Raw genomic sequence first — 18,429 nt, 5'->3', positions numbered from 1 at the left:
TCGACCTGGCGGAGGCATGTCGGTGAGCCGCGCCGTGTTGTCCATCGGTTCGAACCTGGGCGACCGCCTGGGGCATCTGCGCAGCGTGGTGGACGGATTCGGAGATCGGGTGCTCGCCGTCTCGTCGGTGTACTCGACGGCGCCCTGGGGCGGCGTCGCACAGGATGACTTTCTCAATGCCGTTGTGTTGGTGGACGATCCGGGGTTCGGATGCGTGGACTGGCTGGGTCGTGGCCAAGAGCTGGAGCGTGCCGCGGGCCGTATCCGCGATGTGCGCTGGGGTGCGCGGACACTCGATGTCGACGTGGTCTGGTGCGCCGAGTTGTGCGACGGCGAGCCGGTTGCCTGCCGTAGCGCCGATCCGAATCTGACTCTGCCGCACCCGCGGGCGTACAGCCGTGCTTTCGTGCTCGTCCCGTGGTTGGACGTGGCGCCGGACGCGGTGCTGGAGGTCGACGGCATACCGCATCCGGTGGCGGACCTGGTGGAGCGGCTCGATCCGGCTGAGCGCGCGGGTGTGCGTCGCACCGAGTTCGCGCTGACCGGTGCGGTGTCATGAAACTGAAGCCGACGCGCGTCCTCGATCTCGTCGCGAACGTTCTCATCGCGGCGATCGTGGCGTGGATCGCCACTCGGATGGCCTACGACAATTTCCCGCCGATCTCGGCTTTCGCAGGCGCGTCGCTGTATCCGGTGGCGGCCATCGAGGCTGGGCTCGCCTTCGTGATCCGGGCCAGGATAGGCGACCATCAGATCGGGGACGCACGTCACCAGCTCCATCCGATCACCGCGGCACGCGCCGTCGCGTTGGCCAAGGCGTCTGTGCAGGTGGGTTCGATCGCCGCAGGTATCTGGCTCGGTTTCTTGTGCTGGGTGTTCCCGCAGCGCGGCACGCTGCACGCGGCGGCCGCCGACAGCCCCGGTGCGATCGTCGGGATGCTGGCAGGGGTGGCTTTGGTTGCTGCGGCTCTCTGGCTGGAGTACTGCTGCCGGGCTCCTGATGACCCCACCGACGATCCGGCAACTACATAGCTAGTTTCGTGAACTTAAGTAATCAACCAGATTCTGGGTCCGGCTCGGCGTTCAAGCTACCCTGACTGGCATGGTGTCACCCTCCCGGAGCAGCACTTCCCGTACGCGGCGGGAAGAGGCGGGAAAATTCTTCATCGGCGTCTTGATTCTGCTCGGTCTGGTTGCCAGTGTTTTTCTGGTCTTCAGTAACAGCGTGCAGTTCGTACGGGTAGGTCTGGTCGCGGCGTTGTGGGCGGCGGCGATCGGCGCGCTGGCCGCGACGAAGTACCGCAAGGAAGCGACGATCGATAAAGCCAAAGTCCGCGATTTGCAAACGGTCTACGAGTTGCAGTTGGAGCGGGAAGTCACCGCGCGGCGTGAGTATGAACTCGGTGTCGAGGCGCGGGTGCGCGAGGAAGTGGGCGCCGATGCGGCCGAACTAGCGGCGCTGCGCGCGGAACTGACCGTGCTGCGGCACAGCCTGCAGCGGCTTTTCGACGGCGATCTGCCGATGGATCGCCCGGCACTGCGGGCCGATTCGACCCGGATTCAGGAGCTCACCAGCTCGAGCGCGGAATCGGCGAACAATAGCTCCGCGAATGCCGGGATGTGGTCGGTCTTCGCGGACCAGCAACCGCGTAGCACTGTGACGCCGGTCTTCGTCCCCGAGCATCCGGAGCCGCCGGTCTTCGCCAGTCCGTTCGATGAGCCGGTCACCGCCGAGACCGCCGTCGTCTCGCTGGAGGACGAGGATGTCGATGCCGACGAGGCGCACCCAGACGAGGGCAGGTACCCCGAGCTACGCGGGTGGGCGGACGCGTTCACCGAGGCGCCCGCCGACGAGCCCGCGACGTTGCCCGCCAAGCGCCCCGCTCCAGGCACTGATTCCGCTTCGCGCTCCGAACCGGCTCCGAACGTCGATCCGGCTCCGAACCCTGATCCGGCTCCGCGCTTCGATCCGGCTTCGCGCTTCGATCCGGCTCCGCGTCCGCATCCCGAGCCGTGGCCGACCCGGGAGCCCACGGCCGGGTCGCAGAGTGCACGTAGACGCCGCAGGGCCGAGTCCGCCGACGACAAACCGACGCGTCGACTCTCGGTGGCCGAGATAATGGCCAACCTGCAGTCCGAGGAGAGCGAACGGGACTGACCGGCGCCTGGTCGGGCACCTGCGTCCTACATCACGACGACACCCCATGGCATCGGTGAACCGCGTCCCGATATTGTCGTGGAGTACCGTCCGGTACCCGCATGGCGGGACTGGAACGACGTCGAGAGGACAACGTTGACCTCGAGAAGCGTGAATTCCGATAACGCGACTTCGGGCTACCCCGGTTCCAGCGACCCACGAGCAGTCGCCAGTGCTGACCCCGCGCCCGCCCGCCTGACGGTGGGCATCGTCTCCGCGGGACGTGTGGGTTCTGCCCTGGGCGCGGCGCTCGAACGCGCCGGGCACGTGGTGTTCGGTGTCGCCGCCATCTCCGATGCCTCGGTGCGCCGCGCACGGACCCGGCTGCCCGACTCGCAGATCCTCCCGATCGAAGAGGTGGCCGCCCGCAGCGAACTGTTACTACTCGCCGTTCCCGACACCGAGCTGCCTGGTCTGGTGCGCGGACTGGCCGAGACGGACGTCGTACGGGCGGGCACCATCGTGGCGCACACCTCCGGCGCGAACGGGGTCGGCGTGCTGGCTCCACTTGTCGCGCATGGCGTGCTGCCACTGGCGATCCATCCCGCGATGACCTTCACCGGACACGACGAGGACGTGTCGCGGCTGGGCAACGCCTGTTTCGGCGTCACCGCCGCTGACGAGATCGGCTACGCCATCGCGCAGTCGCTGGTGATCGAGATGGGCGGCGAGCCGGTTCTGGTGTCTGAGCAGAACCGCACGCTGTACCACGCCGCGCTCGCACACGGCAGCAATCACCTGGTCACGGTGATCGTCGACGCGCTGGCCGCGCTGCGTGTCGCGCTGGAGGGCCCCGGATTGCTCGGCCAGCAGGTCGTCGACGATCAGCCGAACGGTCTTGCCGAGCGGTTGCTCGCCCCGCTGGCCTCGGCCGCGTTGGACAACGCGCTGCGCCGCGGTCCTTCCGCGCTGACCGGTCCGGTGGCCCGCAACGATGCCGATGCGGTGGCCGCCCACCTGGGTGCGCTGACAACCGTCGATGCCCGTCTCGCCGCGGGTTATCGCGCGTTGTCGCTACGCACGGCGGAATGGGCGGGTGCCGACTCCGCCGTCATCGAGCTGCTGAAAGGGCGCTGATGTTCGACCCGAAATTACGTGGCGCCTACCGGCCGGGTGAGTTGACCGTGCACCACGAGCCCGCCGTGCTCGCTGCCGTGTCCCACGCGCTGCGTGGCGTCGGCCGCACCGTCGCGCTCGTGCCGACCATGGGCGCGCTGCACGAGGGTCATCTGGAGATCGTGCGACTGGCCAAGCGGACCAACCAGGTCGTCATCGTCTCGATCTTCGTGAACCCCTTGCAGTTCGGCGCGAACGAGGACCTGGGCAAGTACCCGCGCACCGTGGACGCCGACATCGAGCTGCTGCGCCGCGAGGGTGTCGAGCTGGTGTTCGCGCCGAGTGTGTCCGACATGTACCCGGACGGTCCGCGAACCACGGTGCACCCCGGTCCGATCGGCGCCGAATTGGAGGGGGCCAGCCGCCCGACCCATTTCGCGGGGATGCTGACTGTGGTCGCCAAGCTGCTGCAGATCGCGCGACCGACCGAGGCATTCTTCGGTGAGAAGGACTATCAGCAGCTCACATTGATCCGGCAGATGGTTCGTGACCTGAATTTCGACGTGCGAATCACCCCGGTGGCCACCGTGCGTGAGCCGGACGGCCTCGCGCTGTCCTCGCGCAACCGCTATCTCGACGCGCCGCAGCGCGAATCGGCTGTCGCGCTGTCCGCGGCGCTGTCTGCGGGCAGGCACGCGGGCGGCCTCGGCGCGGCCGCGGTTCTCGCTGCTGCGCGCCAGGTGCTCGACGCCGCGACCGGCGTCGACCTCGACTACCTCGAGTTGCGCTCGGCCGATCTCGGCCCCGCACCGGACGCCGGCAACGCGAGATTGCTGATCGCGGCCCGGGTCGGTGTCACTCGGCTCATCGACAACATCGCCGTCTCCCTCGGTGCTTCGATCGATGGCCACCCCACCGTCTCCGGTTCGCGGCCTGCCGCGGACAGCTCCCAGTCTGCTGCGGTGGTGTCCGATCCCGTCCGGCTCCCACCGGTGAATTAGAAAGGGCGACGCAATGCTGCGCACCATGATGAAGTCGAAGATCCATCGCGCCACGGTGACGCACGCCGATCTGCACTACGTCGGTTCGGTCACCGTGGACCAGGACCTGCTCGACGCCGCCGATCTGCTGGAGGGTGAACAGGTCTGCATCGTCGACATCGACAACGGCGCTCGTCTGGAGACCTATGTCATCGCGGGTGAGCGTGGTTCCGGCGTGGTCGGGATCAACGGAGCCGCGGCTCATCTGGTCCATCCCGGCGACCTGGTCATCGTGATCGCCTATGGTCAGATGGACGAGCAGGAACTCGCGGCGTACGACCCGAAGGTGGTGTTCGTCGACGTGCGCAACCGCCCGGTCGAGCTGGGCTCGGACCCAGCGCACGCGCCGGAGGGCTCGGGCTTGACCTCGCCGCGCTCCCTGTCCGTCAGCTGACGGCCGGCGGGCCGAGTCATGCTGCTGACCATTGATGTTCGTAACACCGGTATCGAGCTCGGTCTGTTCTCGGGCAGCGGTGCTCATTCGAAACTGGTGCGACACTGGCGAATTCACACGAATCCGCTGCTGACCGCCGACGAATTCGCCATGCAGGTACGTGGGCTGGTCGGTGCGCAGCTGGACGAGGTGATCGGTGTCTGCGCGCTGTCCACGGTGCCGCCGGTGCTGCGCGAACTGCGCGGCATGCTGGCCCAGTACTGGGGCCACGTTCCGCACGTGCTGGTGGAACCCGGTGTGCGCACGGGTATTCCACTGTTGGTGGACAACCCGAAGGAAGTGGGCGCGGACCGCATCGTGAACTGCCTCGCGGCCTATCAGCGCTACTCCTCGCCCGCGATCGTGGTGGATTTCGGTACAGCGATCTGTGTGGATCTGGTGTCGAACAAGGGCGAGTTCCTCGGTGGAATCATCGCGCCGGGTGTGGAGATATCCACCGAGGCGTTGGTGGAGCGCAGCGCGCTGCGGCGGGCCGAGTTGACCAGGCCGCGTTCCGTGCTGGGGAAGAACAGCATGGAATGCATGCAGTCCGGCGCGGTATTCGGTTTCGCCGGGCTGGTGGACGGGCTGATCGATCGGATTCGCGACGAGTTCGACATGTTCGCGGGCAACGACGTCGCGGTGGTGGCGACCGGCGCGACCGCGCCGCTGATCGTCCCGGAATCGGAGACTATCGAGGACCACGATCCACATCTGACGCTGACCGGTCTTCGGCTTGTATACGAACGCAACCAGCGACGCAAGGGGAATGTATGAACTGCCCGGTGTCGGCTTCGTCGCACACCGGGCACTTGCCGGCACCGTGCTGTGTGCTGTTAAACTCCGACTCGTGTATTTCCGCATGAACACCCAGGAGTGTTGTCGAGGCTGATATTGCCTCGACCGATCGAGGCTGCGCACCCGCCCTCGACCGATACCATTCCCTGGAGATTCGCTCATGCGTTCTTCTGTACTTCGTCCTTCTTCCGCGCGTGATCCGTTTTCGGCGACCCTGTCTAAAGGCCGCTCGGTGGCGCCCGCACTGCCGACCCGGTTGCGTCCGGCTGATCTGCTGCGGCTGACCGATGAAGGCGCGGAGGATGTGCTGGCCGGCCGCTACGACCACCTGCTTCCCGCGAACGGTATGTGGCCGTTGGACGAGCGCTGGGCGGCCAGATTACGCACCGACGACGAAGTCGACGTCTGGCTGATCAGCTGGACGTCGGGGAAATCCACTGAACTGCACGATCACGCCGGATCCCTCGGCGCGCTGACCGTGCTCAGCGGCGCTCTGTCCGAATACCGCTGGACCGGGACGGAATTGCGTCTGCGCACGCTCACGGCGGGTGATCAGGCGTCGTTCCCGATCGGCTGGGTGCACGACGTGATGCGTGCGCCGGAGCCGTCCTTCGGCGACGGCGAATCCACCGGCCCGCTCGATCCGACGTTGAGCGTGCACGTCTATTCTCCGCCGCTCACCGCCATGTCCTATTACGAGGTCACCGGTAACGGCACCCTGCGGCGCACCCGAACCGTTCTCACCGACGAGCCCGAAGGTGATATGTAATGTCCCATTTGACGATCGATCAGATGCTCGACAGCGCGCGGGCTCAGCTGAACCGGATCTACGCCTTCGAATTGCCGGAAGCGCTGGACGGGGGCGCCATTCTGGTGGACATCCGGCCACAAGCGCAGCGTGACCGCGAGGGCACTTTGCCCGGTGCTTTGGTGATCGAGCGCAATGTTCTGGAATGGCGGCTCGACCCGACCAGCTCTGCCCGACTGGCCCTGGCCGCCGATCACGACGTGGCGTGGGTGGTCGTCTGCTCGGAGGGCTTTACTTCCAGCCTGGCCGCCGCGGCCCTGCAACAACTCGGGCTGCATCGGGCGACCGACCTGGTCGGCGGGTATCAGGCATTGAAGGCGGCTGGGCTGCTGAACGTTGCCGTGCGGGCTCCGCACTTCGCGCGCGCAGCCGATGCGCTCGCGTCACTGTAATTCTCTCGATCGCTTCCATGTCGAATTAGCCGGGTGCTCAGGTCTTTTCGGACACCGGGTGATGCGTACCGGCTTTTCGGCTGTCCGCGGTACCGGCAAACCGGCCCGTGGGGGGCCGCGGAGCCGATGCCGATTCGTTACTCCGGAGTAGAGTGCGGGCGGCCCGCAAAACGATTTCCGGTGCACGCTAGGGTTGTTCGATGTGAGCACCCGCAACCCCGCATCCTCCAGCGCATCCACATCGGATTCGCAGCCTGCCGTGGCGTCCGACGCCGGCGACGCCCCGGAGCAGATGCGGATTCGCCGGGAGAAGCGGGACCGGTTGCTCGCGGCCGGTGGTGAGGCATATCCGGTGGTCGTGCCACGCACACACGCCCTCGCCGAAATTCGGGCCGCATATCCCGACCTGGCCGCGGACACCAGCACCGGGCAGCAGGTGGGTGTCGCCGGACGCGTCATATTCATGCGTAATACCGGCAAGTTGTGTTTCGCGACCCTGCAGGAGGGGGACGGCACCAAGCTGCAGGCGATGATCAGCCTGAACGGCGTCGGCGCGGACTTGCTTGCCGCCTGGAAGGCCGATGTCGACCTCGGTGACTTCGTTTTCGTGCGCGGTGAGGTGATCTCGTCACGAACGGGGGAGTTGAGCGTCATGGCCGATTCCTGGTTCATGGCGGCCAAGGCGCTACGCCCGCTACCGGTGGCACATAAGGAGATGAACGAGGAGTCGCGAGTCCGGCAGCGTTATGTCGACTTGATCGTTCGTCCTGAGGCGCGGGAAATGGCTCGGACCCGTATCGCTGTTGTCCGCGCGATGCGCAATGCGCTCGAACGCCGGGGTTTCCTCGAGGTGGAGACTCCGATGCTGCAGACGTTGCACGGCGGCGCGGCGGCGCGGCCGTTCGTCACCCATTCCAATGCGCTCGATATGGACCTCTACCTGCGTATTGCTCCTGAGCTATTTCTGAAACGTTGCGTTGTCGGTGGCTTGGAGCGGGTCTTCGAGATCAACCGGAACTTCCGAAACGAGGGTGCGGACTCCACGCATTCTCCGGAGTTCGCGATGCTGGAGACATACCAGGCATACGGCACCTATGACGACTCGGCGGCGATGATTCGGGAATTGGTGCAGGAAGTGGCCCAGGAGGTGTTCGGTACCCAGGTGGTGATGCTCGCGGACGGCACCGAATATGATCTACGCGGGGAGTGGTCGACTGTCGAGATGTACCCCTCGCTATCGGATGCGCTGGGTGTCGCGGTCACTCCGGATACGTCGATTGCCGAATTGCGCGCGCTCGCGGATCGGGTCGGTCTGGAAATTCCGGAGGACAAGGGCTACGGACACGGGAAACTTGTCGAGGAACTGTGGGAACACCAGTATGGTGACAAGCTCTACGCACCGACTTTTGTGCGAAACTTCCCGGTGGAGACCTCGCCGCTGACCAGGCAGCACCGCAGTGAACCGGGTGTCACGGAGAAGTGGGACCTCTATGTGCGCGGCTTCGAGTTGGCCACTGGCTATTCGGAGTTGGTCGATCCGGTGATCCAGCGCGAGCGATTCGTGGATCAGGCGCGGCTGGCCGCGCAGGGCGACGACGAGGCGATGGCGCTCGACGAGGACTTCCTCGCCGCGATGGAGCACGGCATGCCGCCGACCACCGGAACAGGTATGGGAATCGATCGGTTGTTGATGGCGCTGACGGGATTGGGAATCCGAGAAACGATACTGTTCCCAATTGTGCGTCCGGTCACTCGCTGAGCATCGGATTGCAACGCAGCGACTCCGTCTTGGAATTTCCGGAATTCGAGGTATTCTTGCCTCGGGTAATCGGCCTAGTATGCGGGTCGCACGATTTCGAGAGGACGTTCATCTCATGGCAAAGAAGGTCACCGTTAGCCTGATCGACGATGTCGACGGTGAGTCCATCGCGGACGAGACCATCGAGTTTGCGATCGACGGTGTGTCGTACGAGATCGACCTGTCGTCGGCAAATGCGGCGAAGCTGCGCGACGGTTTGGAAGAGTGGGTTTCGAATGCGCGCCGGGTCAGTGGCCGGCGTCGGGTCAAGGCCGCCACGGCGGCGGCGGGCACCCCGAAGGGTCGGGTCTCCATCGACCGGGAACAAAGCGCCGCAATTCGCGAGTGGGCGCGTCGGAATGGACACAAGGTGTCCGCGCGGGGGCGTATCTCCGCCGACATCACCGACGCCTACAACAAGGCCGCGAAGGGATAGTTGTATTTTTCGGCCGCCGTCCCGGCGAATCGTGCGACGTCGGGGCGGCGGTCTTGTTTTGTGATAGGGCTTCGATATAGCTGCAGCACCGGATGGCGCGGTGGCCAGGGATAACGGACGAATCGGTCTTGCTCGCGGTAACCGAACGCGGCACCATGGAAACGTGCGATGGTCACTGGCGGTATGGAGAGGCGAGGTATCTGCGCAGTGACAGGATTCGTCGGATCATTCTTGCGGTTCATCGATGACACGGGTCGGCAGCAGGAGTTGACGCTCACACCCGACCGCGAGCGCGTCACGATCGGCCGTTCCCCGCACGCCGACTTGGCGCTGAGCTGGGACGCGGAGGTTTCACGGCTGCACGCGGCGGTCGAGTTCCTCGGCGCACAGTGGACCATCATCGACGACGGGCTTTCCCGCAACGGCACTTTCGTCAACGGCGACCGGCTCGTCGGTAGACGAAGGCTGATGGCGGGAGACGTCATCCGGGTCGGCACCTCGCGGGTTTCCTTCCACGACTTCGGCGGCGTCCACGACGACATCACGCGCACCTCGACCGGCTCGATTCCCACCGCCCGATCGCTCACCGACACGCAGCGTTCGGTGCTGATCGCGTTGTGCCGCCCATACAAACACGGGGCGGGTTTCGCCACCCCCGCTTCCAACCAGCAGATCGCCGAGGAATTGTTCCTCAGTGTCGACGCGATCAAGACCCATCTGCGTGCGCTGTTCGCCAAATTCGGTGTGGAGGATCTGCCGCAGAATCAGAAGCGTGTGCGCTTGGCGGGTCTGGCCATGCAGAGCGGTCTCATTTCTGATCGGGATCTGTGAGGTCTCCGGCGTAGACGCTCGCGCAGCAGGCCGAGATCCTCGACCATGGAGCGTGACCGGGAAAGCGGCTTGACTCGGAGAAGCAGCCGGAGCGCCATCGGCTCCGGACAATTTTCCGAGCAGGAGGAAGTCATGACCGCCGCACGTCTCGCCGCACTGGTGCTTGCCACGCTGGCCACGGGCCTGATCGCCGGCCTTTTCTACGGGTACGCCAATTCGGTGCTGCCCGCGCTCGGACGCGCTGACGATCGCGTCATGATCGACGTGATGCAGAAGATCAACGTGGTGATCATCAATCCCTGGTTCATGATCGGGTTCCTCGGCGCCGTCGGCGGCACGATCGTGGCGGCGGCGCTCCATCTGGGCAAGGAGCACCGCAGCACCCTGATCTGGATCGGGGTCGGGCTGGTGCTCAACGTGGTCGCCTTCGCGGTGACCTCCGGGTGGAACGTCCCGCTGAACGACCAGCTGGCCGCCGCGGGCGATCCCGCGTCGATCGCCGATCTCACCACGGTTCGCGCCGATTTCGAATCCGCTTGGGTCCGTTGGAACATCGTCCGTGCCGTGTTCCATACCGTGGCATTGCTGGCTCTGTGCTGCGCGCTATTCACGGCGGGCGTCCAGCGTGGAGAATCGAGCATGGCGGGGAGCGTCATTTCCGGCCGGTTCGCGGCATACAAGTACCCTGACCAGGTATGTACGTCGGTGCGTCGGCAGAATTAGTCTTACGGGCAACACGCCGAAATCGGCCCCGCCTGAGATGCGCCCTGCGGTAGCTTCGCTGGAACCACATCTTCCGGACTTGGAGGCTATTGTGCGGCGTGTCTCAGGCTTTTCATTTCTGATCGTCCTGCTCGCCGCGATTTGCGCCGGCACGGCGAGCTCGGCGCACGCGGAGCGATATCCGGTCGTCTACAACTTCTTCGAGGGCATCCCTGCCGAGCTGGCACACCCGGGTGGTTCGCTGCCCGGTACCAACGACTGGTCGTGTCGGCCGAGCGCGGCGCACCCGAACCCTGTCGTCCTCGCGCATGGCACCGGTGGTGGCGCACAGACGAATTGGGGCGTGTACGCGCCGGTGCTGGCCAACGAGGGGTACTGCGTCTATTCGGCCACCTTCGGCGCCTACGACCTGCCGTGGCCCATGTCCGCTATCGGCGGGATGCTTCCGATCGAGCAGAGCGCACCGCAGTTCGCCGACTTCGTGCGCCGCGTGCTCGCCAAGACCGGCGCGGCCAAGGTCGATATCGTCGCCCACTCACAGGGCAACTTCATCAGCAACTACTTCATCAAGCGGCTCGGTGGCGCGGGCGAGGTGGACAAGCTGGTCGGGTTGGCTCCGCCGTGGCAGGGTTCGAATGCCGGGGGCTTGGCCGAGCTCGCGGAGTACAGCGCCCGCATGGGCGCCAAGCCGGCCTTCGACGCCATCGCGGGGTTTGTCTGTCAGGCCTGCGGTCAGGCTGTCCGGGGATCGGATTTCGTGCTCGCGCTGAACTCCGACGGCGTCTACCACCCGAGCGTGACGTACACGAACATCGCGACCGGTCTGGATGCATCGGTGGTGCCGTACACCTCCGGGCTGGTTCCCGGGCCGAACGTGACGAATATCGTCGTCCAGGACGGCTGCACCGCGGACCACTCCGACCACGTGGGCATGGCGGGCAGTCCGAGGGCCGCCGCCTATATGCTCAACGCCCTCGATCCCGCGCATCCGCGCCCGGTACCCTGTGGTTATATCGCGCCGTTCGCCGGGTGACCGCGGGTGGCGGGCCGCACAGGCAGTGGCCGTCGGGCATCGCTGTTCGCTGAGGGCAAAACCTGGTTGGAAACGAATACCGCAATCCTCACGTTATGAGTGAATGACCGTGCTGTCGCCGGTCGGCATAGGGTGGACTGGCGGCGGCAACATTCCCCGCCAACTAGAGTGGAGGCGGGGGACGCAACCCCCGGGCTTCATGGCAGGTTGACGCCCACGGTTGTTACACAGCACACTGCGGCGTCTGTTGCCAGAATGTCGGAGCAGGAGAGTGAGGGAGCGATGTTCGAGAGGTTCACCGACCGCGCGAGGCGTGTCGTTGTCCTGGCCCAGGAAGAGGCCCGGATGCTCAACCACAACTACATCGGCACCGAGCACATCCTGCTGGGGCTGATTCACGAGGGTGAGGGCGTCGCGGCCAAGTCGCTCGAGTCGCTCGGCATTTCCCTGGAAGGCGTACGCAGCCAGGTGGAGGAGATCATCGGCCAGGGCCAGCAGGCTCCGTCCGGTCATATTCCGTTCACCCCGCGCGCCAAGAAAGTGTTGGAGCTGAGCCTGCGCGAGGCGCTGCAGCTCGGTCACAACTACATCGGCACCGAGCACATCCTGCTGGGGCTGATTCGCGAGGGCGAGGGCGTGGCGGCCCAGGTGCTGGTCAAGCTGGGCGCCGATCTCAACCGCGTGCGTCAGCAGGTCATCCAGCTGCTGTCCGGGTACCAGGGCAAGGAGCCGGTCGAGTCCGGCTCGCGTGGTGAAGCGGGTACCCCGTCCACCTCGTTGGTGCTCGACCAGTTCGGCCGAAATCTGACCCAAGCCGCGCTCGAAGGCAAACTCGACCCGGTCATCGGCCGGTCGAAGGAGATCGAGCGGGTCATGCAGGTGCTCAGTCGCCGCACCAAGAACAACCCGGTGCTGATCGGCGAGCCCGGTGTCGGTAAGACCGCCGTGGTCGAGGGCCTCGCGCAGGCCATCGTCAACGGCGAGGTTCCCGAGACGCTGAAAGACAAGCAGCTCTACACCCTCGACCTGGGTTCCCTGGTCGCGGGCAGCCGGTACCGCGGTGATTTCGAAGAGCGCCTGAAGAAGGTGCTCAAGGAGATCAACACCCGGGGCGACATCATCCTGTTCATCGACGAGCTGCACACGCTGGTCGGGGCGGGCGCCGCCGAGGGTGCGATCGACGCGGCGTCGATCTTGAAGCCGAAACTGGCTCGTGGCGAGCTGCAGACGATCGGCGCCACCACCCTCGACGAGTACCGCAAGTACATCGAGAAGGACGCCGCACTGGAGCGCCGGTTCCAGCCGGTCCAGGTGGGCGAGCCGACCGTCGAGCACACGATCAATATCCTCAAGGGCCTGCGGGACCGCTACGAGGCGCACCATCGGGTATCCATCACCGACGGCGCGCTGGTAGCCGCCGCGACGCTGGCCGACCGCTACATCAACGACCGGTTCCTGCCGGACAAGGCGATCGACCTGATCGACGAGGCGGGCGCGCGGATGCGGATTCGGCGGATGACCGCTCCGCCGGACCTGCGCGAGTTCGACGACAAGATCGCCGACGCGCGCCGGGAGAAGGAGTCCGCGATCGATGCGCAGGACTTCGAGAAGGCCGCACGGCTGCGGGACAAGGAGAAGCAGCTCGTCGCCAAGCGGGCCGAGCGCGAGAAGCAGTGGCGCTCAGGTGATCTGGACGTCGTGGCCGAGGTCGATGACGAGCAGATCGCCGAGGTGCTCGCCAATTGGACCGGTATCCCGGTGTTCAAGCTCACCGAGGAGGAGACCACCCGTCTGCTCCGCATGGAGGACGAGCTGCACAAGCGGATCATCGGTCAGGAGGACGCGGTCAAGGCGGTCTCCAAGGCGATCCGCCGTACCCGTGCCGGTCTGAAGGACCCGAAGCGGCCATCCGGCTCGTTCATCTTCGCCGGGCCGTCCGGCGTCGGTAAGACCGAGCTGTCCAAGGCGCTGGCGAACTTCCTGTTCGGCGACGACGACGCGCTCATCCAGATCGATATGGGCGAGTTTCACGACCGTTTCACCGCCTCACGCCTGTTCGGCGCCCCTCCGGGCTACGTCGGCTACGAGGAGGGCGGTCAGCTCACCGAGAAGGTGCGCCGCAAGCCGTTCTCGGTCGTGTTGTTCGACGAGATCGAAAAGGCGCACCAGGAGATCTACAACACGCTGCTGCAGGTCTTGGAGGACGGCCGCCTCACCGACGGTCAGGGCCGGACCGTGGACTTCAAGAACACGGTGCTGATCTTCACCTCGAACCTCGGTACGTCGGATATCTCGAAGGCCGTCGGTTTGGGCTTCACGCAGAGCAACGCCGAGGGTTCGAACTACGAGCGGATGAAGCTCAAGGTCAACGATGAGTTGAAGAAGCACTTCCGACCGGAGTTCCTCAACCGCATCGATGACGTCATCGTGTTCCACCAGCTCACGACCGACCAGATCGTGCAGATGGTGGACCTGATGATCAACCGGGTCGAGAAGCAACTGAAGAACAAGGACATGGCGCTCGAGCTCTCCGAGCAGGGCAAGGCGCTGCTGGCCAAGCGTGGCTTCGACCCCGTGCTCGGTGCCCGGCCGCTGCGCCGGACCATCCAGCGTGAGATCGAGGACCAGCTGTCGGAGAAGATCCTCTTCGGCGAGATCGGCCCCGGCCAGACCGTCGTCGTCGATGTCGAAGGCTGGGATGGCGAGGGCTCCGGTGAGAATGCCAAGTTCACGTTCACCGGCAAGGCGAAACTCACCAAGGCTCCCAGTGCGGAGAAGCCTGAAGTCGTGCTGACCGGCGCGGCCGAAGGTCCCGTCGAGTCGGCGTCTGGCGAGTAAGTCATACGACGAAGGCCCGTGCACACCGAAACGGTGTGCACGGGCCTTTTCGTGTCCTGTGCCGAATTGCGCGGCGCTCGGAAGACCGACCATGGCCGCCGTAGTGCCGGCCGCCCTTCTACTGGCCGTGGATCAGCGCGACTGCTGCCATCGGCCGACCGCCCGTTCTGTTCCGGTGCGCTATTGCTTCGCGGGCTGGTCGGATGCGGTCGGCTGCCCCGCAGCATGGTGGTGCAGCGAGCTGTTCGGCGCCGTCGGTTTCTGCTCCACCGCGTGCGCGGGCAGTCGAGCCGCGACTCGGAATCCGCCGCTCGGGCGCGGGCCCGCCGTGAGTGCGCCGCCGAGCGCGTGCGCCCGCTCCCGCATGCCGATGATGCCGTTGCCGCCGCTCGTGCCAGACCTGGGCGCCGGTGCTCCCGTAGGCCGGGCGTTGTCGACGGTGATGTCGATCGAATCCGCCGTGTAGCGCACGGTCACCGTGGCGTCGGCGCCCGGCGCGTGCAGTACCACGTTGGTCAGCGACTCCTGGATGATCCGTGCTGCCGCCGCATCGATCACGCTGGGCAGCGACTGCGGAGTGCCGCGAACCTGGGCGTCTACCGTCAGGCCGGTCGCGCGGGGGAGTCGCAGCAGCTGGTCCAGGTCGTCGATGCTCGGCGTGGGAGAACGTGGTGCCGGTGTGGGTTCGGCGACTCCACCGCCCCGTCCAGGACGGTTGTTCGCGGTCGAATCTCGTTCGCTCGCTACCGATTTGTTCCGGGCCGGTTCGGGGCTGTGGCGGGTGCGCCGACGTCTGTCCCGCTCGTCCACGGGGGAGTCGCGCGTCGGTTCGTCCGGTGTGGTCACTGTTGCGGAATGGATCGTGTGCAGCAGCGAGTGCATGTCCGCCAGCGCATCGCGGCTCGCGGTCTTGATTGCCGTCAATGCCGACTCCGCCTGCTCCGGTTTCTTGTCGAGCAGTTCCAGTGCCACCGATGATTGCACGTTGATCACCGAAAGGTGGTGTGCCAGACCATCGTGCAACTCGCGCGCGAGGGCGAGACGTTCTTCGCCGTTGCGCCGTTCGCGCCACGCCACCTCATCCCTGCGGGTGGCCTCGGCCTGCTGCCTGCGTGCGACGAAGACCGCCTGGCGCTGCCGAACGACCTCGGCCACCAAGAGCAACACGGCCAGGCATGCCATCAGCGCGAATACCTGCCACACGGTGGCAGTTCGGCCCAGCAGCGCGGGCAGCGGCCAGATCAGAGTCAGGGCGCAGAGTGGGACGAGTGGGTAGGTCCACCAACGGGACCCGGTGCTCGCGGCAGTGAGAAACGCGGTGACCAGCGAGACGAAAATCGGCACGTCCCCGTAGCCGAGCAGGACATAGGTCAGGCACACCGCGAGGGTGACCACGAATACCGGCACCGGGTACGCCCGCCGCCAGATCAGTGCCACCGGCCCGGCAAGCAACAGCAGATAGCCGACGATATCGAGAGACCGCACTCCGCTCTGCCCCATGTTCGCGAACGTGCCCCCGACCAGCTGAATCGCGGCCACAACAAGCGCGACTCCCTGGTCCGAGCCGACCGAACTCCGATCCGTCATCCCTGCCACCCGCACCCCCGTAGCCTATGCGGCTCGGCAATGTTTCGAGGCCCGCCTCGAAACGTATTTCTCGGATATCTTGTGCGGCGCTGCCCGTCGGCATTGCTCCGCGGCGTTCCGCGGTATCGGCGCGACCGGCCTCGGCATGTCATCGACGAAGGCCAGCGCGGGCACCGTGTTCGCGCTGACCTCGAGGCGTCGTGCCGACCAGGGCGACGAATCCGCAGCGACCCGAGCACGACCGCGGTGTGGTCGGACGTGGCCCGGATTTCGCTTGGTGTGTGCTGGATTGCTGAGGTGAGCTGGCGCGGGCGGAGGGGCCGATGCGGGGCGGAGCGTCCGGAGGGTTCGTGCGGTTCGGGAGATGCGCCGGGGCGAACGACATACCGGTGCGCTGAAGCGGGCCGACCAGGGTAGGTTCGAGCTGAATCGTCACACATCATCGGCGAAAGGACCGTGATGCCCACACGTACCGCTCGTACTGCTTGGACCGGCACTCTGCAGGAAGGTTCCGGACAGGTTGAGCTGGCCAGTTCGGGGGTCGGCAAGTACGACGTGTCGTTCCCCAAACGTGCGGCGGAGGATGCCGACGGCACCACCAGCCCGGAGGAACTGATCGCGGCCGCGCACTCGTCCTGCTACGCGATGGCCCTCTCGGCGCAGCTCGGTAACGCCGGCAGCACCCCGGAGAGCCTGGATGTCACCGCCGACGTGACCCTCGGCCCCGATCCGGCAGGCGGCTTCCGGATCAGCGGAATCAAGCTGACGGTCCGCGGGCGCGTCCCTGGCGTCGATGCCGAGGCCTTCCAGGCCGCCGCCGAAGCCGCCAAGGCCGGCTGCCCCGTGAGCAAGGCACTCGCAGGCGTCGACCACATCACCCTGGATGCGGCCCTCGCGTAGTCCGCGCAGTTGTTTGGTTCTTCGCACACTCCGTAGGTGTGTGAGGAGCCATGCGGAAGTGCGGAGAATCAGCGAGAGTGGCGGCCGCGCCGAGCGGGTGCAGCGGGCTGGATGACGATCAGGACGGCATCTTCCTCGCCTAGTTGGATGGCAGGCGCTGTCCGGCCTCGGCCTCGTTCGCGAGCAGTGCGACGGCGAGACCGGACGAACGCGACCAGAATGGTGTGCGGCGACGGGCTGCGCTGTCCGCGCGCAACGGTACGGACAGAACGAAAAGGTAGTGCCGGCCATAGCACCGACACTGCCTATCGCAATCCGGACGCCGATCAGCCTGTGGTAGCGACCGAGTCTCGTACCGGAGCGGCGGTGCGCGTCGCGAATTCGGTGAGGGCGGCGAAACCGAGGGCCAAGGCAGCCCATAGCGTGGCCGTCTCGGCCAGCGAGGACACCCGGAACTGCCACAGCAGAGTGGCGGGGAACTCGGCGCTCACCTCGTTGACGCCGGGCAGCAGGATGTAGCCGAGCGTCGTCACCGAGACCAAGCCGACGACGCCCCCGATCAGCCGCACCGTGAACAGTTGTCCGCGCAACACCTTGAATACGGACACCGCAACGGCGACGGCCACGATGCCGAGCAGCACCGCCGCCACCCAGAGCAGGGTCCGTTCGTTGATGGTCTCCGGATCACCCACGGCGGGTGGGTTGGCCGGGTATTTGAAGAACGGCACGGCGACGATCGCGAGCCAACCGCCGGCGCCGAGCGCCAGGGCGAGATTCGGCCCGGGCAGCGTGGTGTAGCGCCGCGCGACATGCGCGACCGAGGCGTAGATGGCGCCTAGGGCGAGGCCTGCCAACCCGAGTGCGAGGAATTGCCCCGCCTTTTGCCCGGTGCGGCTCACCAACGGCGCTTCGTCGTCACCGTGCGAATGCACGCCTGCGTCACCGTGCGAATGCACGCCTGCGTCACCGTGCGAATGCACGCCTGCGTCACCGTGCGAATGCACGCCTGACGGTTCGGAATCCGCGCTGTGCGCGTGTTCGCCCGCGGAGTGGGCTTCTTCGATGGCGATCGCGGCGTCGACCTTGGGCTCGCCGACGAAATAACCTACCGTCGCGGCCAACAGCCCGGCGATCAGGCCGGCGAGTAGACCGCGCACCAGCAGGGACGTGAGTGAACCGGTCAGTGGCACGGAAGCCCCAGCAGGTGGCGTCCGTCATGCATCAGTTCATGCAGGTACATCCCGCCGCGCGAGATGGCGCCCTGATCGAAACCGACCAGGTACAGCGTGAGCAGTGCGAGAAGAACGACACCGACCGTGACGAGCACGGTGGCCAGGGAATCGGTTGCCCGGCTGGGTGAATGCGCGATGGCCATTCGAGTCCTCCTTGGGATGCGCGTCCCATCGGGTGGTGGCGCGACGGTGCCGGTGTCTGGCTCTCCGGCGCCGGTTACCCGATGCACGGAATACAGTGGCGCGACCGCTCCGGAATCACACCGGAATTACCACATCACCATCGCGTTTGTCTCTCGAACTGTGACACCTGTGGACGTCCGACGT

The 18,429-nt window shown here is 65.9% G+C and carries 19 protein-coding genes and 1 riboswitch; of the genes, 16 read left to right on the top strand and 3 right to left on the bottom strand.

What is annotated here, in order from left to right:
• Positions 1-22 precede the first annotated feature (22 nt).
• The 15 genes from folK to AB0B25_RS14200 all read left to right on the top strand — a co-directional run bounded on the left by folK (position 23) and on the right by AB0B25_RS14200 (position 14,383).
• Complete coding sequence (gene folK / locus AB0B25_RS14270) at positions 23-559, top strand: 2-amino-4-hydroxy-6-hydroxymethyldihydropteridine diphosphokinase (RefSeq protein ID WP_357178437.1); 537 nt, start codon at positions 23-25, stop codon at positions 557-559.
• Positions 556-1,032 carry a DUF3180 domain-containing protein gene (locus AB0B25_RS14265; protein WP_357178434.1) on the top strand — a complete coding sequence of 159 codons (477 nt, stop codon included), beginning with the start codon at positions 556-558 and terminating at the stop codon, positions 1,030-1,032. The genes folK and AB0B25_RS14265 overlap by 4 nt, the downstream gene beginning before the upstream one ends.
• A gap of 70 nt (positions 1,033-1,102) precedes the next feature.
• A complete protein-coding gene (locus AB0B25_RS14260; protein WP_357178432.1) occupies positions 1,103-2,158 on the top strand; it encodes a DUF6779 domain-containing protein in 1,056 nt (351 codons plus the stop codon).
• A gap of 150 nt (positions 2,159-2,308) precedes the next feature.
• Entirely contained in the window at positions 2,309-3,274 is a 966-nt protein-coding gene (locus AB0B25_RS14255; RefSeq protein ID WP_357178609.1) for a DUF2520 domain-containing protein, read from the top strand.
• Positions 3,274-4,254: a pantoate--beta-alanine ligase gene (gene panC, locus AB0B25_RS14250; RefSeq protein ID WP_357178430.1), complete on the top strand. Its 981-nt coding sequence runs from the start codon at positions 3,274-3,276 to the stop codon at positions 4,252-4,254. Before AB0B25_RS14255 ends, panC begins: the two co-directional genes overlap by 1 nt.
• 13 nt (positions 4,255-4,267) lie before the next feature.
• A complete protein-coding gene (panD, locus tag AB0B25_RS14245) occupies positions 4,268-4,687 on the top strand; it encodes an aspartate 1-decarboxylase (protein WP_357178427.1) in 420 nt (139 codons plus the stop codon).
• An 18-nt stretch (positions 4,688-4,705) separates the two neighbouring features.
• Positions 4,706-5,503: a type III pantothenate kinase gene (locus AB0B25_RS14240; RefSeq protein WP_357178425.1), complete on the top strand. Its 798-nt coding sequence runs from the start codon at positions 4,706-4,708 to the stop codon at positions 5,501-5,503.
• 181 nt (positions 5,504-5,684) lie between these two features.
• Positions 5,685-6,293, top strand: coding sequence for a cysteine dioxygenase family protein (locus AB0B25_RS14235; protein ID WP_357178422.1), 609 nt, complete (start codon positions 5,685-5,687; stop codon positions 6,291-6,293).
• Positions 6,293-6,724 carry a rhodanese-like domain-containing protein gene (locus AB0B25_RS14230; protein WP_357178419.1) on the top strand — a complete coding sequence of 144 codons (432 nt, stop codon included), beginning with the start codon at positions 6,293-6,295 and terminating at the stop codon, positions 6,722-6,724. Before AB0B25_RS14235 ends, AB0B25_RS14230 begins: the two co-directional genes overlap by 1 nt.
• A 292-nt stretch (positions 6,725-7,016) precedes the next feature.
• Positions 7,017-8,483, top strand: a complete 1,467-nt coding sequence (lysS, locus tag AB0B25_RS14225; RefSeq protein WP_357178606.1) for a lysine--tRNA ligase — start codon at positions 7,017-7,019, stop codon at positions 8,481-8,483.
• 115 nt (positions 8,484-8,598) lie between these two features.
• Positions 8,599-8,958 carry an Lsr2 family protein gene (locus AB0B25_RS14220; protein WP_357178416.1) on the top strand — a complete coding sequence of 120 codons (360 nt, stop codon included), beginning with the start codon at positions 8,599-8,601 and terminating at the stop codon, positions 8,956-8,958.
• A gap of 183 nt (positions 8,959-9,141) precedes the next feature.
• A complete protein-coding gene (locus tag AB0B25_RS14215; RefSeq protein ID WP_357178413.1) occupies positions 9,142-9,789 on the top strand; it encodes an FHA domain-containing protein in 648 nt (215 codons plus the stop codon).
• Between the two features lie 132 nt (positions 9,790-9,921).
• Positions 9,922-10,512 carry an anthrone oxygenase family protein gene (locus AB0B25_RS14210; RefSeq protein ID WP_357178410.1) on the top strand — a complete coding sequence of 197 codons (591 nt, stop codon included), beginning with the start codon at positions 9,922-9,924 and terminating at the stop codon, positions 10,510-10,512.
• 91 nt (positions 10,513-10,603) lie between these two features.
• The gene (locus AB0B25_RS14205) at positions 10,604-11,545 is read left to right on the top strand and encodes a lipase (RefSeq protein ID WP_357178407.1); all 942 of its coding nucleotides are present in this window, start codon (positions 10,604-10,606) and stop codon (positions 11,543-11,545) included.
• A gap of 282 nt (positions 11,546-11,827) precedes the next feature.
• Positions 11,828-14,383, top strand: coding sequence for an ATP-dependent Clp protease ATP-binding subunit (locus tag AB0B25_RS14200; RefSeq protein WP_357071292.1), 2,556 nt, complete (start codon positions 11,828-11,830; stop codon positions 14,381-14,383).
• A gap of 180 nt (positions 14,384-14,563) precedes the next feature.
• Here AB0B25_RS14200 and AB0B25_RS14195 read toward each other — a convergent pair whose 3' ends face one another.
• Entirely contained in the window at positions 14,564-15,970 is a 1,407-nt protein-coding gene (locus AB0B25_RS14195; protein WP_357178403.1) for a histidine kinase, read from the bottom strand.
• A gap of 459 nt (positions 15,971-16,429) precedes the next feature.
• Between AB0B25_RS14195 and AB0B25_RS14190 the strand changes: the two genes are divergently transcribed.
• Positions 16,430-16,870 (top strand): OsmC family peroxiredoxin, encoded by a 441-nt coding sequence (locus tag AB0B25_RS14190; protein ID WP_357178400.1) that lies wholly within the window; start codon positions 16,430-16,432, stop codon positions 16,868-16,870.
• A 326-nt stretch (positions 16,871-17,196) separates the two neighbouring features.
• Here the strand turns inward: AB0B25_RS14190 and AB0B25_RS14185 are convergent, their stop codons facing one another.
• Together AB0B25_RS14185 and AB0B25_RS14180 are read right to left on the bottom strand one after the other, a co-directional pair.
• Positions 17,197-18,060 carry a CbtA family protein gene (locus AB0B25_RS14185; protein ID WP_357178397.1) on the bottom strand — a complete coding sequence of 288 codons (864 nt, stop codon included), beginning with the start codon at positions 18,058-18,060 and terminating at the stop codon, positions 17,197-17,199.
• Positions 18,051-18,245 carry a CbtB-domain containing protein gene (locus AB0B25_RS14180; RefSeq protein ID WP_357178395.1) on the bottom strand — a complete coding sequence of 65 codons (195 nt, stop codon included), beginning with the start codon at positions 18,243-18,245 and terminating at the stop codon, positions 18,051-18,053. The genes AB0B25_RS14185 and AB0B25_RS14180 overlap by 10 nt, the downstream gene beginning before the upstream one ends.
• A 29-nt stretch (positions 18,246-18,274) precedes the next feature.
• Positions 18,275-18,429: riboswitch (cobalamin riboswitch) on the bottom strand.

It is taken from the genome of Nocardia sp. NPDC049190 (assembly GCF_040648115.1).
Classification (GTDB): domain Bacteria; phylum Actinomycetota; class Actinomycetes; order Mycobacteriales; family Mycobacteriaceae; genus Nocardia.
The sequence above is the reverse complement of the archived record's forward strand: the minus strand, read 5'-3'. Positions and strand labels throughout refer to the sequence as shown.